Here is a 14,216-nt window from a genome sequence, read left to right on the forward strand (position 1 = left end):
GGCGCTCGATCACCGTCAGGAGAGGCGCTCGATCACCATCGCCATGCCCTGTCCGCCGCCCACGCACATGGTCTCCAGGCCGAACTGCTTGTCGTGGAACTGGAGGGAGTTGATGAGCGTGCCGGTGATGCGGGCGCCGGTCATGCCGAAGGGGTGGCCGACGGCGATCGCGCCACCGTTGACGTTCACCTTGTCCAGGTCCAGGCCGAGGTCCTGGTACGAGGGGATCACCTGGGCGGCGAAGGCCTCGTTGATCTCGGCCAGGTCGATGTCGCCGATGGTCAGGCCGGCGCGCTTGAGGGCCTGCTTGGAGGCCTCGACCGGGCCGAGGCCCATGATCTCGGGGCTGAGGCCCGAGACGCCGGTGGAGACGATGCGGGCGAGCGGGGTGAGGCCCAGCTCGGCGGCCTTGGTGTCGGACATGATCACGAGCGCGGCGGCGCCGTCGTTGAGCGGGCAGCAGTTGCCGGCGGTGACCAGGCCGTCGGGGCGGAAGACCGGCTTGAGGCCCTGTACACCCTCCAGGGTGACCCCGGCGCGCGGACCGTCGTCCGTGCTGACGACGGTGCCGTCGGGGGTGGTGACCGGGGTGATCTCGCGCTCCCAGAAGCCGTTCTTGATGGCCTGCTCGGCGAGGTTCTGGGACCGTACGCCGAACTCGTCCATCTCCTGGCGGCTGATGCCCTTCCAGCGGGCCAGGTTCTCGGCGGTCTGGCCCATGGCGATGTACGCGTCGGGGACGAGGCCGTCCTCGCGCGGGTCGTGCCAGTTCGAGCCCTCCGAGGCGGCGACGGCGGCCGTGCGGGCCTCGGCGTCGGCGAAGAGCGGGTTGTGCGTGTCGGGCCAGGAGTCGGAGTTGCCCTTCGCGAAGCTCGAGACCATCTCGACACCGGCCGAGATGAAGACGTCGCCCTCGCCCGCCTTGATGGCGTGCAGCGCCATGCGGGAGGTCTGCAGCGACGAGGAGCAGTAGCGGGTGACCGTACAGCCGGGGAGGTGGTCCATCCCCATCTGGACGGCGACGATACGGCCCAGGTTGTTGCCCTGCTCGCCGCCCGGGAGGCCACAGCCCAGCATCAGGTCGTCGATGTCGCGCGGGTCTAGCTCCGGGACCTTGGCGAGTGCCGCCTGGATGATGGTCGCGGTGAGGTCGTCGGGCCGCAGGTCCTTCAGGGAGCCCTTGAAGGCCCGGCCGATCGGGGAGCGGGCGGTCGAGACGATGACGGCTTCGGGCATCACGGCTCCAGGAGGATGCGGAGAGGGCGGACAGAACGGGAAGTTACCTGTACGTACGCGACGGGTCACCGCCTTGACGGTGTGATGCGGACCTCTTTTCTAAGCGAGCGCTCATTCGTCCACATTCCCCGCGCCCTCGCAGGGCAATCCCTCATCCCCTCAGGGCGTCCCCGCACCCCCTCACGGGCGGTGCGCGTCCTCCGGCGAGGGCGTCGGGGCCTCCGCGGCCGTCAGCCGCCTCCGCCGCCGGTGCTTCAGGAGGGCCCACGGGGCCCGTGCGCCCGTCACCTCCGTGCCGGCCTCCCGTGCCGCCTCCGCGGCCGCCTTGGCGACCGGCAGCATGTCCTCGTGGCGGTCCGGCTCCAGCCGGTCCGTCTCCGGCCACACGCCGAGCACCGCGCACACCGTCGGCAGGACCGCCATCGCCGCCGTCGCGTACCCCTCGGCCGACGGGTGGTAGTTGTCGGCGCCGAACATCTCCCGGGGGTTCGCCGCGAACTCGGGGCCGAGCAGGTCTCCCAGCGACACCGTCCGCCCGCCCTGCTCGACCACCACGATCGTCTGCGCCGCCGCCAGCTGCCGCGACACCCGCCGCGCCATCCACCGCAGCGGCTGGTACACCGGCTCGATCGTCCCCAGGTCCGGGCAGGTCCCCACGACCACCTCCGAACCGGCCGTCCGCAGCCGCCGCACCGCCGCCGCGAGCAGCCGCACCGACTCCGTGGCCGGCATCCGGTGCGTCACGTCATTGGCGCCGATCATGATCACGCAGACGTCGGGCGGCCCGGTGGGCGCCGTGAGCAGCAGCGTCACCTGGCGCTCCAGGTCGTCCGAGCGCGCCCCCGGCAGCGCCACGTTCCGCAGCACCACCGGTCGCTCCGCGACCGCCGCGAGCCCCGAGGCGAGCAGCGCCCCCGGGGTCTGCCCCGCCCGGCGCACCCCCTGGCCCGCCGCCGTGGAATCACCCAGAAGGGCCAGCCGCAGCGGGCCAGGACCCGGTTCCGAGGCCGCGAAGGAGCGTCCGTACAGCCCGTCCGCCCCCGGCGGCAGGGGGGCGACCCCGCCCCCCACGTTCCGCTTCGCCAGCTGCACCTCGGCCAGGACCACACCCACCGCCGCCACACCGAGCAGCCCGATGCTCCCGCCGCCGTAGGCCGCGCCCGCCGCGATCCGCCGTGCCACCCTCGCCCTCGACATGGGGGCAGTCACCTCCTTCAAGCCGTTCAGGATCTAACTGCCCCGTAACCCGCTCCGACTACGCATACGCTGGACGCACCATTACGGAGACCCCGGAGATTACGGTGCAATTCCACGACTCGATGATCAGCCTCGTCGGCAACACCCCGCTGGTGAAGCTCAACAATGTGACGGCAGGTATCCAGGCCACCGTCCTGGCCAAGGTCGAGTACTTCAACCCCGGCGGCTCGGTGAAGGACCGCATCGCCCTGCGCATGATCGAGGCCGCGGAGGAGAGCGGCGCGCTCAAGCCCGGCGGCACGATCGTCGAGCCCACGTCGGGCAACACCGGCGTCGGCCTCGCCATCGTGGCCCAGCAGAAGGGCTACAAGTGCATCTTCGTCTGCCCGGACAAGGTGTCCACGGACAAGATCAACGTGCTGCGGGCGTACGGCGCGGAGGTCGTGGTCTGCCCCACCGCGGTCGACCCCGAGCACCCCGACTCGTACTACAACGTCTCCGACCGGCTCGTCCGAGAGACCCCGGGCGCCTGGAAGCCGGACCAGTACTCCAACCCGAACAACCCGCGCTCCCACTACGAGACCACCGGTCCCGAGCTCTGGGAGCAGACGGACGGGAAGATCACCCACTTCGTCGCGGGCGTCGGCACGGGCGGCACCATCTCCGGCACGGGCAACTACCTGAAGGAGGTCAGCGGCGGCAAGGTCAGCATCGTCGGCGCCGACCCCGAGGGCTCGGTCTACTCCGGCGGCTCCGGCCGGCCGTACCTGGTCGAGGGTGTCGGCGAGGACTTCTGGCCGACCGCGTACGACCGGAACGTGACGGACCGGATCGTCGCCGTCTCCGACAAGGACTCCTTCCAGATGACCCGCCGCCTCGCCAAGGAGGAGGGCCTCCTGGTGGGCGGCTCCTGCGGCATGGCGGTCGTCGCCGCGCTGGAGGTCGCCAAGGAGCTGGGCCCGGACGACGTCGTGGTCGTGCTCCTGCCGGACTCCGGCCGCGGCTACCTGTCGAAGATCTTCAACGACGAGTGGATGGCCGACTACGGCTTCCTGGAGGACACCACCTCCGCCACCGTCGCGGACGTGCTGCGGCACAAGGAGGGCGTGCTGCCCTCCCTCGTCCACATGCACCCCGACGAGACGGTCGGGCAGGCGATCGAGGTGCTGCGCGAGTACGGCGTCTCCCAGATGCCGATCGTCAAGCCGGGCGCCGGTCACCCGGACGTCATGGCGGCGGAGATCGTCGGCTCGGTCGTCGAGCGCGAGCTCCTCGACGCCCTCTTCACCCAGCGCGCCTCCCTGGAGGACCCGCTGGAGCGCCACATGAGCGCGCCGCTGCCGCAGGTCGGCTCCGGTGAGCCGGTCGCCGACCTGATGTCCGTGCTCGGTGAGTCCGCGGACGCGGCGATCGTGCTGGTCGAGGGCAAGCCGACGGGTGTCGTCAGCCGCCAGGACCTGCTCGCCTTCCTCGCGAACGGCGGGGTGAAGGGCTCCGCGAAGTAGTCGCTACGGAGGGGGTGCCGCGTGTTCGAGCGGGCGTTCGCGAAATCGGTACGAGCGCGACACGTACGCGCAGCACCCGCTTAACACGCGTGCTGCACAGTGGTCGTTGTCGGCGTCAAGGACTACGGAGCGGCTCCCGGAACTCCTCGCGACGCCGCGGACGCGGAGACCGGCCCTGACCCGGGCCCGTGTCCCCCGCGGGGACCGCCGTCGTCCCGCCCCCCGGCCCTGGCCGGGGGTGCGGCGGTCCCCGCGCCACTCCCTCGTTGCCGCGTCACTCCCGCTCGTACGAGCGCTCCTCCCGGCGCAGCGGCAGCCGGTCGCGGAACGCGTGCACCGCGTTGACGCCCACGATGCCGAGCCAGGCAACGATCAGGCCCTCCAGATTGGCCTGCGTGACGGCGATCGCGGAGAGCGGGATCGCCAGGACCAGCGAGATGATCCCGAAGCCGAACCGCTCCCCGAAGCCCTCGGCCCCCGGTGTGCGGGGGCGTTCGCCGCGGGCGGTCGCCACCTGCTGCTCGCCGAGCCGGCGCCTGACCTGCCGGTCGATCGTCGCGTCCAGGCCCTTCTCCACCTTGCCGAGGAAGGAATCGACGAGGGCCGCCTCGTACTCCGTGCCCAGCTCCCGGCGGGCATGCAGGGTGGCGTCCAGTTCGTTCTTGAGCTCGTCCATGATGACCACGGTAGAGACGGGCGAGGCCCGCGTCGGTAGGGGTAGCCCCCGCTTTTCTTGCCCTGCTGCATATCTTCATGCAGAGTGCGAGGTGGATGAATAAGTGGGCGGGGGCGAGCGGAAGGGGGACGGTGTGAGCGACAGCCCGGCCGGACGGCTGCAGGCGCTCTTCGAAGGGCATCGGCTGACACCGACACAGCGGCGGATCGCGCACTGCATGGTGCGCCGCGCCGGTGACGTGGCGTTCCTGTCCAGCGTGGAGCTGGCCGACCTCGCCGGCGTCAGCCAGCCCTCGGTCACCCGCTTCGCCGTGGCCCTCGGCTTCGACGGCTACCCCGCCCTGCGCCGCCACCTCCGCGAGGTCGCCCCCGCCGGGGAGGCCGCGGCGAGCGAGGCCGGCGAGCACAACGAGTACCAGCAGGCCGTGCTCGCCGAGATCGAGAACCTCCGCCACCTCGCCGAGCTGCTCGCCGACCCCGCGCCCGTCGAGCGTGCCGGTCGGCTGCTCGCGGCCTCCCGGCCGCTGCCCGTGCTCGGGCTGCGGGCCGCCTCCTCGCAGGCGCGCGGCTTCGCGTACTTCGCCGCCAAGGTCCACCCCGACGTCCGCCTCCTCGACGAGGGCGGCTCCATGCTCACCGACCGGATCGACGCGACGGTACGGGCCGGGGCCACGGCCCTGCTCTGCTTCGCGCTGCCCCGCCACCCCCGCGAGGTCGTGGAGGCGCTGGAGTACGCGCGGGGGGCGGGGCTCACCGTGGTGACGGTCGCCGAGTCGGCGTTCGCGCCCGTGGCCGCCCACAGCGACCTGCTGATCCCGGCCGCCGTCGGCACCGGGCTCGCCTTCGACACGGCGTGTGCGCCGATGCTGCTCGGCCGGGTCCTGCTCGAGGCGATGGCCGACGAACTGCCCGACGCGCAGGCGCGGTTGGAGGAGTTCGACACCAAGGCGGCGGCTCGCGGGCTGTTCGTGGAGTAGGGCGGCCCCCAGCGGGAGCGGGCCGGTCAGACGTCCAGCTCGGCCTCGATCTTCTTCAGCTGGTGGCGCGCCATCGCCAGGTTCGCCCGGCCCTTGTCCAGCGCCAGGTACAGGAACAGGCCGCCCGTCCCCCGGCCCTTCAACAGCCGGATCAGGTGGTACTGGGTGCCGAGCGTGATCAGGATGTCCTCGATGTCCTCCTTGAGGCCGAGCATCTCCATCGTCCTGAGTTTGGCGCGGACCACGTCCGTGTTGCCGGCCGCCGCCATGTTCAGGTCGAGTTCCTTGCCGCCGCCGATCGTGCCGAGGGCCATGCCGCTCGTGTAGTCGACCAGCGCGGCGCCGATCGCGCCCTCGATGGTCATGGCTTCCTTCAGAGCGGTGTCGGTGTTCGCCATGGGTGTCGCACTTCCTTTTCGGTTTCAAGTGGTCTTACGAGACAGGACGGTTCAGGTCTTTGCGGTCCAGAGCCCCGTCGACCAGCTCGCCTATCCGGGCGCTGGACCTACGGGCCTCCAGGTGGAGCCGGCCCACGTTGATCCGGGGCTCGGCGAGCAGGGTGAGCACGGCGGAGCCGCCGGCCGCGTACGTGGCGACATAGCCGCCCTCGCCCCGGACGAGCAGCTCGCGGAAGCCGCCCTGTCCGGTGGACTCGGTCATCCGCTGGGCGACTCCGAGGGATGCGGCCGTCAGCGCGGCCACCCCCTCGGCCTCGGCGTCGACGGTGTCGTGGGCGAGGACCAGGCCGTCGATGCTCGCGGCGAGCGCCCCGGTCAGCTGGGGCAGCCTGGCCCGCAGCCGTCTCAGCTCGCCGAGCACCTCGGCTTCTGCCGACATCAGTAATCTCCTCTCGGCGCGCAGGCGCAGGGCACGCCTCATCACAGACTTGCCTCCAGGGCGTCACGGAGCCGGCGCAGCAGGGCGATGTCCGGGTCGTGCGCGATCTCGCCGACCCAGGCGGGGACAGGAAGCGCCGCGACCACCACGGGCTCGGCCGGGGTCTCCACCAGGCCGGCGGCGGCCAGGCGGCGCACCTCGAGGAGCGTGTGGAAGGCCGGGCGGCCGAGGACCCGCGCGATCTCCGCCGGGGTACGGACCCCGTCGGCGGCGGCGAGCAGCGCCCGCTGGCGCAGGCTCACGGTCTGCCCCGGCGCGGGGGCGCGGGGCACGACGGGGGCGGTGTCGACGGAGCCGTACGGCCAGACGCTGTCGAGCAGTTCGCGGCGGCGTACGGTCTCGCGCTCGACGGCCTCGGTCGAGACCGGCCGCACCGCGCCGAACCAGTGGGCCACGCCGTACCGGAAGCGGGTCGGTCCCGCGGCGGGGGCGAGCGCGAAGAACGCGGCGTCGTAGACCGCGCCGAGGTGGCAGATCTCCAGCTCGCCGTCGCGCAGCCGGCCGCTCTCCACCAGGAACCTGCCGACCTCGCGCCGCGCGCCCGCCCGGTCGACGGCCTCGTCCCAGCGCTCGCGGGCCAGTCGGCCGCCGGCGGTCAGCAGGACGTCGAGCCCGGGCGCGGCGGGGCTCTCGGCGTGGGTGACCCGGCCGTCGACGAGGTAGAGGGTGCCGTGGTCGCGCAGCAGGGCGCCGGTGGCCCGCTCGGCGGCGAGGCGGACGAGCATGGGGGAGACGGTCATCCGAGCACCAGCTTCTCCGCGAGGTCGCGCAGCCGCATGCGGGCGAGCGCGAGGTTGCCGGTGTCCCGGTCGAGCCACAGGTGGAGGAAGACGCTGCTGTCGAAGGAGGTCTCGACGAAGCGGAGGACGTGGTAGCCGCCCCGGGTCGTGACGATCAGGTCCTCGACGGGCGGCCCCTTGGTCAACGACCGCTCGCGGAGCGCGACTTCGGTGCCGGGGCGCAGGGCTATCTCTTTGCTGGGTCCGCCGGCACGCGCCATGGGCGGTCGGGTGGGCAGGGGCGGGACGGCCGTGGGCTGGGTCGGCCCCGGCACGCCCGCCGTCGGTGGGGCGGTCGGTCTCGGCGGTGGGGCGGCGCCGGCGAAGGAGTCGTACTCCGCCGCCGCGCGGGCCAGTTCGGCCGCCTCTGCGGCCGTCGTCTCGTGGTCTCCGACCGGCGATTCGCCCGCCGCGCCGAGGGCGAGCCCGCTGGTCCAGTCGACCAGCCAGGCTCCACGTGCACCCGGCAGGCTCATGGCCTCCAGCAGGCACTCGTCGATTCCGGGCACGCGGATTCCCCTCCCGATGCGGCGCGCGGGTGTACGGCTGTGACCGTGACGCTACTCAACGTTTCCGCCGTGGGCAGGAGTTCTGGCATTTTCCATCGGAACATGCCTCAGGCTTGCTTGAATTCGCCCTCGCGCGATCGGTCCCCGCCGTGAGCGGTCAGACCTCGCCTCGCCCGGTCAGCCGCGTCGTTCCACCGTGGCCGCCACGTCGTCCAGGTCCTTGGCGAGCGCCCGGCTCGCCGCCCTGGCGCCGAGGCCGCTCAGCAGCCTGGCGAGAAACCCCAGACGGTTCCCCTCGGCCGGGCCTCCCGAGAACGTCATCCGCACCACGGTCGCCCCGGCGCCGTCCGGGCGCAGCGCGATCTCGGACTCGTAGTGCATGCCGTGCGAGTCGGCGACCGTCACATAGCGGTCCGGCGGCTCGGCCTCGGTCACGGTCATCTCCTCCGTGGCCTCCTTGCCGAACATCTTCCGGGTCTCGCGCCAGCGGGTGCCCACGCCGAAGCCGCCCTCGGTGAGGACCTCGACGCGCTCCACGCCGGCGAGCATCCGCTCCATGCCCCGCAGGTCCGTCATCGCTTCCCAGACCGGTCCGGGGGGTGCCTGGATCCGGCGCTCGACGACGATGCTCTTCATGGCCATGGCTCCATCGAAGCACCGGCTCCGGGCCCGCGCCTCCGTTGTGGCCCAACAGGGCGTCCGCCGGCCCGGCGATGCGTCCGTCACCCCAGCAGGGCGTCCGCCCGGTCGCCGCCCGCCTCGGCGACGATCTCGTCCAGACTCTGCGCCCGCCGTACGGCCGAGAAGGCGACCGTCCCGTCGTCGGAGACGGTGAAGCCGTGGACGGCCGGCCGGGGCAGGCTGTTGTACGCGTAGTGGTGGGCGAAGTAGTACGCGCCGGTGTCCGGTACGGCCACGACGTCGTCCGGCCGCAGCAGCGGCAGCGGGCGCGCGGTGGCGAGCAGGTCCCCGGCGAAGCAGGCCGGGCCCGCCACGTCCTGGACGGTCTCCTCCCCGGTGCGGGGGCGGCCCTCGGAGTCGTACGCGAGGACGCGCAGCGGCCAGGAGGCCGGGTCGTAGACGGTACGGGTGGCCACCTGGACGCCCGCGTGGGTGACGGCGACCGGGCGGTCCCCGGAGGTCTTGGTGTACTCGACGCGGGCCAGGATCGTGCCGTGCTTGGCGAGCAGCGAGCGGCCGAACTCGGTGACCAGGCCGTACCGCCCGTCGAGGAGCCGGGGGACGGTCTCGGCGAGCAGCCCGGCGTACTCCGCGTAGCTGGGCGTCTCCTCGTCGGAGGCGAAGTTCACGGGGAGCCCGCCGCCGATGTCGAGGGTGTCGATCTGCTGCCGCCCCGCCTTGGCGTTGATCTCCTCGGCGAGCTCGTAGGCGGCGGCGACGCCCTCGGCCATGAGGGCGAGCGGGACGCCCTGGGAGCCGGTGTGGGTGTGCAGGCGGGTCAGCCAGGGCCGGTCGAGGTAGGCCCGTACGACCGTGTCCCGCGCGCCCTCGTCGCGGATGGCCACTCCGAACTTGGAGGTGGCGGTGGCGGTCGAGAGCGCCCCGATGGAACCGGCTCCGACCTGCGGGTTCACCCGGATGCCGAGGGGCGAGGCGGTCGGCGCGGAGGCGACGAGGGCGTCGAGCCTGGCCAGCTCCTGGAGGTTGTCGGCGTTGACGGCGATCCCGAGCGCGAGGGCCTGGCGCAGGTCGGCCGGGGTCTTGGCGGGCGAGTCGAGCACGGTACGGGACGGCGGGACGTCGGCCGCGCGGGCGAGGGCCAGCTCGCCGGGGCTCGCGACCTCGACGCCGAGCCCGCACGCGTCGAGCAGCCGCAGGACGGGCACGAGCGGGCAGGCCTTCACGGCGAAGGCGTGCAGCACGGGGGCGTCGGTGACGGCGGCGAAGGCGGCGACGAGGGCGGCCGCGGAGGCGCGGATGCCTGCGGTGTCGAGGAGGGCGACGATCTGGCGGTCGGGGTCGGCGGGCGAGACGAGCCCCTGCTCGACGGCGGCGCGGACGGCCCGATCGCGGCGGGCCCCGGCGGGGTGGGAAGCCATGGATCCATGGGACCACCGCGACGGGTCCCGCCGCAGCTGTTGACTACAAGTATTCAGCAGGCCAGGATGTGAATATCTGGTTCACATCGTCAGGAGGCTGCCCCATGTCAGGACCCCGACCCGTACGGGCCCCGCGCGGTACGGAACTGAGCGCCCTGGGATGGCAGCAGGAGGCCGCCCTCCGGATGCTGCAGAACAACCTCGACCCCGAGGTCGCCGAGCACCCCGACAAGCTCGTCGTCTACGGCGGCACCGGCAAGGCCGCCCGCGACTGGCGCTCCTTCGACGCGATGGTGCGCACGCTGCGGACCCTGAAGCAGGACGAGACGATGCTCGTCCAGTCCGGCCGCCCGGTGGGCGTCATGCAGACCCACGAGTGGGCGCCGCGCGTCCTCATCGCCAACTCCAACCTGGTCGGCGACTGGGCCAACTGGGAGGAGTTCCGGCGCCTGGAGCAGCTCGGTCTCACCATGTACGGCCAGATGACGGCCGGTTCGTGGATCTACATCGGCACCCAGGGCATCCTGCAGGGCACGTACGAGACCTTCGCCGCCGTCGCCGCGAAGAAGTTCAACGGCACGCTGGCCGGCACGATCACCCTCACCGCCGGCCTCGGCGGCATGGGCGGCGCCCAGCCGCTCGCCGTGACGATGAACGACGGCGTCGCGATCTGTATCGACGTCGACCCGCGCGCCATCGAGCGCCGCATCGAGCACCGCTACCTGGACGTGAAGGCCGACAACCTCGCCCACGCGCTCCAGCTGGCCGTCGAGGCGCGCGACGCCCGCCGTCCGCTCTCCATCGGCCTGCTCGGCAACGCGGCGGAGCTGCTGCCGCAGATGCTCGCCGAGGGCGCGCCGATCGACATCGTCACCGACCAGACCTCGGCCCACGACCCGCTCTCGTACCTGCCGATCGGCATCGCCTTCGACGACATGGCGGACGCGGCGGCCAAGGACCCGGCGGGCTTCACCACCCGCGCCCGCGAGTCCATGGCCAAGCACGTCGAGGCCATGGTCGGCTTCATGGACGCCGGCGCCGAGGTCTTCGACTACGGCAACTCCATCCGCGGTGAGGCCCAACTGGCGGGCTACGAGCGCGCGTTCGCCTTCCCCGGCTTCGTGCCGGCGTACATCCGTCCGCTGTTCTGCGAGGGCAAGGGCCCGTTCCGCTGGGCCGCGCTCTCCGGCGAGGCGAGCGACATCCACAAGACGGACAAGGCGATCCTCGACCTCTTCCCGGAGAACGAGTCCCTGCACCGCTGGATCAAGATGGCCGGCGAGCGCGTCCACTTCCAGGGCCTCCCGGCGCGCATCTGCTGGCTCGGCCAGGGCGAGCGCGACAAGGCGGGCGACATGTTCAACGACATGGTCGGCAACGGCACCCTCGCCGCGCCCCTCGCGATCGGCCGCGACCACCTCGACTGCGGCTCGGTGGCCTCCCCGTACCGCGAGACCGAGGCCATGCTCGACGGCTCCGACGCGATCGCGGACTGGCCGCTCCTGAACGCCATGGTGAACGTCGCCTCCGGCGCCTCCTGGGTCTCCCTCCACCACGGCGGCGGCGTCGGCATGGGCCGCTCCATCCACGCGGGCCAGGTCTCCGTGGCGGACGGCACGAAGCTGGCCGGCGAGAAGATCCGCCGCGTCCTGACCAACGACCCGGGCATGGGCGTCATCCGGCACGTGGACGCGGGCTACGACATCGCGGAGCGCGTGGCGGAGGAGAAGGGCGTACGCGTCCCGATGCGCGAGGGCTCCGAGGGCGGCTCCGCGTGAGCGAGACGTTCCACGCCATGTGGCGGTCGCTGCGGCCCATCGGCCGCAGCGCCGCCTCGGGCGGCTACCGCCGCTACGCCTGGACCGCGGCCGACGCGGACTGCCGGCTCTGGTTCCAGATGCAGGCCGAGGCCCGTCGGCTGAACTACGAGGTCGACCGCAACGGCAACCAGTGGGCCTGGCTCGGCGACCCGGCGGCCGGTGACGCGGTCGTCACCGGCTCGCACCTGGACTCCGTACCGGACGGCGGCGCCTTCGACGGCCCGCTCGGTGTCGTCTCCGCCTTCGCCGCGCTCGACGAACTGCGCTCCCGTGGCGTCGTGTTCAAGCGTCCCCTCGCGATCACCAACTTCGGTGACGAGGAGGGCGCCCGCTTCGGCCTGGCCTGCGTCGGCTCGCGCCTGACGGCCGGGCGGCTGACGAAGGAGCAGGCGTACGAGCTCCGGGACGGCGACGGGATCACCCTCCCGCAGGCGATGGAGGCCGCCGGATTCGACCCCGAGGCCATCGGCCCGGACCCCGAGCGGCTCGCCCGGATCGGCGCCTTCGTCGAGCTGCACGTCGAGCAGGGCCGCGCGCTCGACCTCTCCGGGGACGCCGTCGGCATCGCCTCCGCGATCTGGCCGCACGGCCGCTGGCGGTACGACTTCGCCGGTGAGGCCAACCACGCGGGCACCACCCGCCTGGTCGACCGCCGCGACCCGATGCTCACCTACGCGGAGACGGTCCTCGCGGCCCGGCGCGAGGCCGAACTCGCGGGCGCGGTGGCCACGTTCGGCAAGATCGCGGTCGAGCCGAACGGCGTCAACGCGATCCCGTCCCTGGTCCGGGGCTGGCTCGACGCCCGCGCCGCCGACCAGTCGGCGCTCGACACCGTGACGGCGGGCGTCGAGAGCGCGGCCCGCGACTACGCGGACCGGCACGGCATCGACCTCACGGTCGTACGGGAGTCCTTCACGCCGGTCGTGGAGTTCGCGCACGCCCTGCGGGACGAGCTGGCGTCCGTCCTGGGCGAGAAGGCCCCGGTCCTCGGCACGGGCGCGGGCCACGACGCGGGCATTTTGTCCGAATCGATCCCGACCGCCATGCTGTTCGTACGGAACCCCACGGGCGTCTCGCACTCCCCGGCCGAGTTCGCGGCCGAGGACGACTGCGTCGCGGGGGTCCTCGCCCTGGCCGACGTACTGGAAGGACTGGCGTGCAGGTGACGACGGGCACGACGGGTGGGACCGGCGCGACCCCGGCGACGTACTGGCTGGAGCACGCCTGGCTCGACACCAACGTGGAGCCGGGCGTGGCGCTGGACGTGGCCGGTGGCCGCATCACGGCCGTACGCCTCGGGGTGGACGCCCCGCCCCCGGGCGCCGTGGTCCTGCGCGGCCTGACGATCCCGGGCCTGGCGAACGCGCACTCGCACGCCTTCCACCGGGCCCTGCGCGGCACCGTCCAGGTCGGCTCGGGCACCTTCTGGACGTGGCGCGAGGTCATGTACCAGGTGGCGTCCGAGCTGACCCCGGAGACGTACCACGCGCTGGCCCGCGCGGTGTACGCGGAGATGGCGCTTGCCGGCATCACGGCCGTCGGCGAGTTCCACTACCTCCACCACGCTCCGGGCGGCACCCCGTACGCCGACCCCAACGCGATGGGCGAGGCCCTGATCCAGGCGGCCGCCGACGCGGGCATCCGGATCACCCTCCTCGACACGGCGTACCTCTCCTCCGGCTTCGGCGCGGCGCCGGACCGGCACCAGCTCCGCTTCTCGGACGGCACGGCGGACGCGTGGGCGGAACGGGTCTCGTCGCTCAAGGAGCGCGAGGGCGTCCGGATCGGGGCGGCGATCCACTCGGTCCGCGCGGTCCCGGCCGACCAGCTGGCGACCGTGGCCGGCTGGGCGCAGTCGCGCGCGGTGCCGCTCCATGTCCACCTCTCGGAGCAGACGGCCGAGAACGACGCCTGCCAGGCCGCGCACGGCCGCACCCCGACGCAGCTCCTCGCGGACCACGGAGTCCTCGGCGCACGGACGACGGGCGTCCACAACACCCACCTGACGGACGCGGACATCTCCCTTCTGGGCTCGTCGTCGACCGGCACCTGCATGTGCCCGACGACGGAACGGGACCTGGCGGACGGCATCGGCCCGGCCGTCGCGCTCCAGCGGGCCGGTTCCCCGCTGTCGCTCGGCAGCGACAGCCACGCGGTGATCGACCTCCTGGAGGAGGCGCGGGCGATGGAGCTGAACGAACGCCTCCGCTCCCGCACGCGCGGCCACTGGACGGCCGCCGCGCTGCTCCGGGCGGCCACGGCCGACGGTCACGCGGCGCTCGGCTGGGACGGGGCGGGCACCCTGGAGGCGGGCGCGCTCGCCGACTTCACGACGCTCGCGCTCGACTCGGTCAGGACAGCGGGGCCGCTGCCGCGTCTGGCAGCCGAGACGGCGGTATTCGCAGCGTCGGCCGCGGATGTGCGCCATGTCGTCGTGGGTGGCCGGACGATCGTCCGGGACGGCGTCCACCAGTCCGTACCGGACGTGCCCCGCGCGCTGACGGAAGCGATCGCCGCGGTCCGCGGCTGACGAGCCTTGACCGGCTGAAGGAGAGATCTCG

At 72.8% G+C, this 14,216-nt stretch carries 13 protein-coding genes and 2 pseudogenes; 5 read left to right on the forward strand and 10 right to left on the reverse strand.

Going from position 1 to position 14,216, the window contains the following annotated elements; all coding sequences use genetic code 11:
• Positions 1 to 15: 15 nt before the first annotated feature.
• Both AB0F56_RS29475 and AB0F56_RS29480 read right to left on the reverse strand, forming a co-directional pair.
• The gene (locus AB0F56_RS29475; RefSeq protein ID WP_362014880.1) at positions 16 to 1,236 is read right to left on the reverse strand and encodes an acetyl-CoA C-acetyltransferase; all 1,221 of its coding nucleotides are present in this window, start codon (positions 1,234 to 1,236) and stop codon (positions 16 to 18) included.
• A gap of 180 nt (positions 1,237 to 1,416) precedes the next feature.
• On the reverse strand, positions 1,417 to 2,418 hold the full coding sequence (locus AB0F56_RS29480) for an SGNH/GDSL hydrolase family protein (protein ID WP_362015053.1): 1,002 nt from the start codon (positions 2,416 to 2,418) through the stop codon (positions 1,417 to 1,419).
• A 119-nt stretch (positions 2,419 to 2,537) separates the two neighbouring features.
• Between AB0F56_RS29480 and AB0F56_RS29485 the strand changes: the two genes are divergently transcribed.
• Positions 2,538 to 3,938, forward strand: a complete 1,401-nt coding sequence (locus AB0F56_RS29485; RefSeq protein ID WP_362014883.1) for a cystathionine beta-synthase — start codon at positions 2,538 to 2,540, stop codon at positions 3,936 to 3,938.
• Between the two features lie 274 nt (positions 3,939 to 4,212).
• On the opposite strand, the gene AB0F56_RS29490 is transcribed toward AB0F56_RS29485, so the two are convergent.
• Positions 4,213 to 4,614: a hypothetical protein gene (locus AB0F56_RS29490; RefSeq protein ID WP_362014885.1), complete on the reverse strand. Its 402-nt coding sequence runs from the start codon at positions 4,612 to 4,614 to the stop codon at positions 4,213 to 4,215.
• Positions 4,615 to 4,747: 133 nt separating this feature from the next.
• Between AB0F56_RS29490 and AB0F56_RS29495 the strand changes: the two genes are divergently transcribed.
• On the forward strand, positions 4,748 to 5,590 hold the full coding sequence (locus AB0F56_RS29495) for a MurR/RpiR family transcriptional regulator (RefSeq protein ID WP_362014888.1): 843 nt from the start codon (positions 4,748 to 4,750) through the stop codon (positions 5,588 to 5,590).
• A 26-nt stretch (positions 5,591 to 5,616) separates the two neighbouring features.
• On the opposite strand, the gene AB0F56_RS29500 is transcribed toward AB0F56_RS29495, so the two are convergent.
• The 7 genes and pseudogenes from AB0F56_RS29500 to AB0F56_RS29530 form a co-directional block, all read right to left on the reverse strand.
• Positions 5,617 to 5,988, reverse strand: coding sequence for a hypothetical protein (locus AB0F56_RS29500; protein WP_362014891.1), 372 nt, complete (start codon positions 5,986 to 5,988; stop codon positions 5,617 to 5,619).
• 34 nt (positions 5,989 to 6,022) lie between these two features.
• The gene (locus tag AB0F56_RS29505) at positions 6,023 to 6,427 is read right to left on the reverse strand and encodes a roadblock/LC7 domain-containing protein (protein ID WP_362014893.1); all 405 of its coding nucleotides are present in this window, start codon (positions 6,425 to 6,427) and stop codon (positions 6,023 to 6,025) included.
• Positions 6,428 to 6,468: 41 nt separating this feature from the next.
• Positions 6,469 to 7,227 carry a transcriptional regulator gene (locus AB0F56_RS29510; protein ID WP_362014896.1) on the reverse strand — a complete coding sequence of 253 codons (759 nt, stop codon included), beginning with the start codon at positions 7,225 to 7,227 and terminating at the stop codon, positions 6,469 to 6,471.
• A pseudogene (locus AB0F56_RS29515) lies at positions 7,224 to 7,403 on the reverse strand (hypothetical protein); the annotation flags it as partial. The gene AB0F56_RS29510 and the pseudogene AB0F56_RS29515, both read right to left, overlap by 4 nt.
• A 183-nt stretch (positions 7,404 to 7,586) precedes the next feature.
• A pseudogene (locus AB0F56_RS29520) lies at positions 7,587 to 7,775 on the reverse strand (hypothetical protein); the annotation flags it as partial.
• Positions 7,776 to 7,952: 177 nt separating this feature from the next.
• Positions 7,953 to 8,417: an SRPBCC family protein gene (locus AB0F56_RS29525; protein ID WP_362014899.1), complete on the reverse strand. Its 465-nt coding sequence runs from the start codon at positions 8,415 to 8,417 to the stop codon at positions 7,953 to 7,955.
• A gap of 80 nt (positions 8,418 to 8,497) precedes the next feature.
• Positions 8,498 to 9,835 carry a diaminopimelate decarboxylase gene (locus tag AB0F56_RS29530; RefSeq protein ID WP_362014902.1) on the reverse strand — a complete coding sequence of 446 codons (1,338 nt, stop codon included), beginning with the start codon at positions 9,833 to 9,835 and terminating at the stop codon, positions 8,498 to 8,500.
• Between the two features lie 104 nt (positions 9,836 to 9,939).
• Between AB0F56_RS29530 and hutU the strand changes: the two genes are divergently transcribed.
• From hutU to AB0F56_RS29545, 3 genes are read left to right on the forward strand one after another with little or no spacing between them, the layout of a single operon-like run.
• A complete protein-coding gene (gene hutU, locus AB0F56_RS29535; RefSeq protein ID WP_362014905.1) occupies positions 9,940 to 11,613 on the forward strand; it encodes a urocanate hydratase in 1,674 nt (557 codons plus the stop codon).
• Between the two features lie 17 nt (positions 11,614 to 11,630).
• On the forward strand, positions 11,631 to 12,821 hold the full coding sequence (locus AB0F56_RS29540; RefSeq protein ID WP_362015055.1) for an allantoate amidohydrolase: 1,191 nt from the start codon (positions 11,631 to 11,633) through the stop codon (positions 12,819 to 12,821).
• The gene (locus tag AB0F56_RS29545; RefSeq protein WP_362014908.1) at positions 12,812 to 14,185 is read left to right on the forward strand and encodes a formimidoylglutamate deiminase; all 1,374 of its coding nucleotides are present in this window, start codon (positions 12,812 to 12,814) and stop codon (positions 14,183 to 14,185) included. Before AB0F56_RS29540 ends, AB0F56_RS29545 begins: the two co-directional genes overlap by 10 nt.
• The last annotated feature ends 31 nt before the right edge of the window (positions 14,186 to 14,216 follow it).

The sequence above is a fragment of the Streptomyces sp. NPDC026092 genome, assembly GCF_040638605.1.
Lineage (GTDB): Bacteria > Actinomycetota > Actinomycetes > Streptomycetales > Streptomycetaceae > Streptomyces.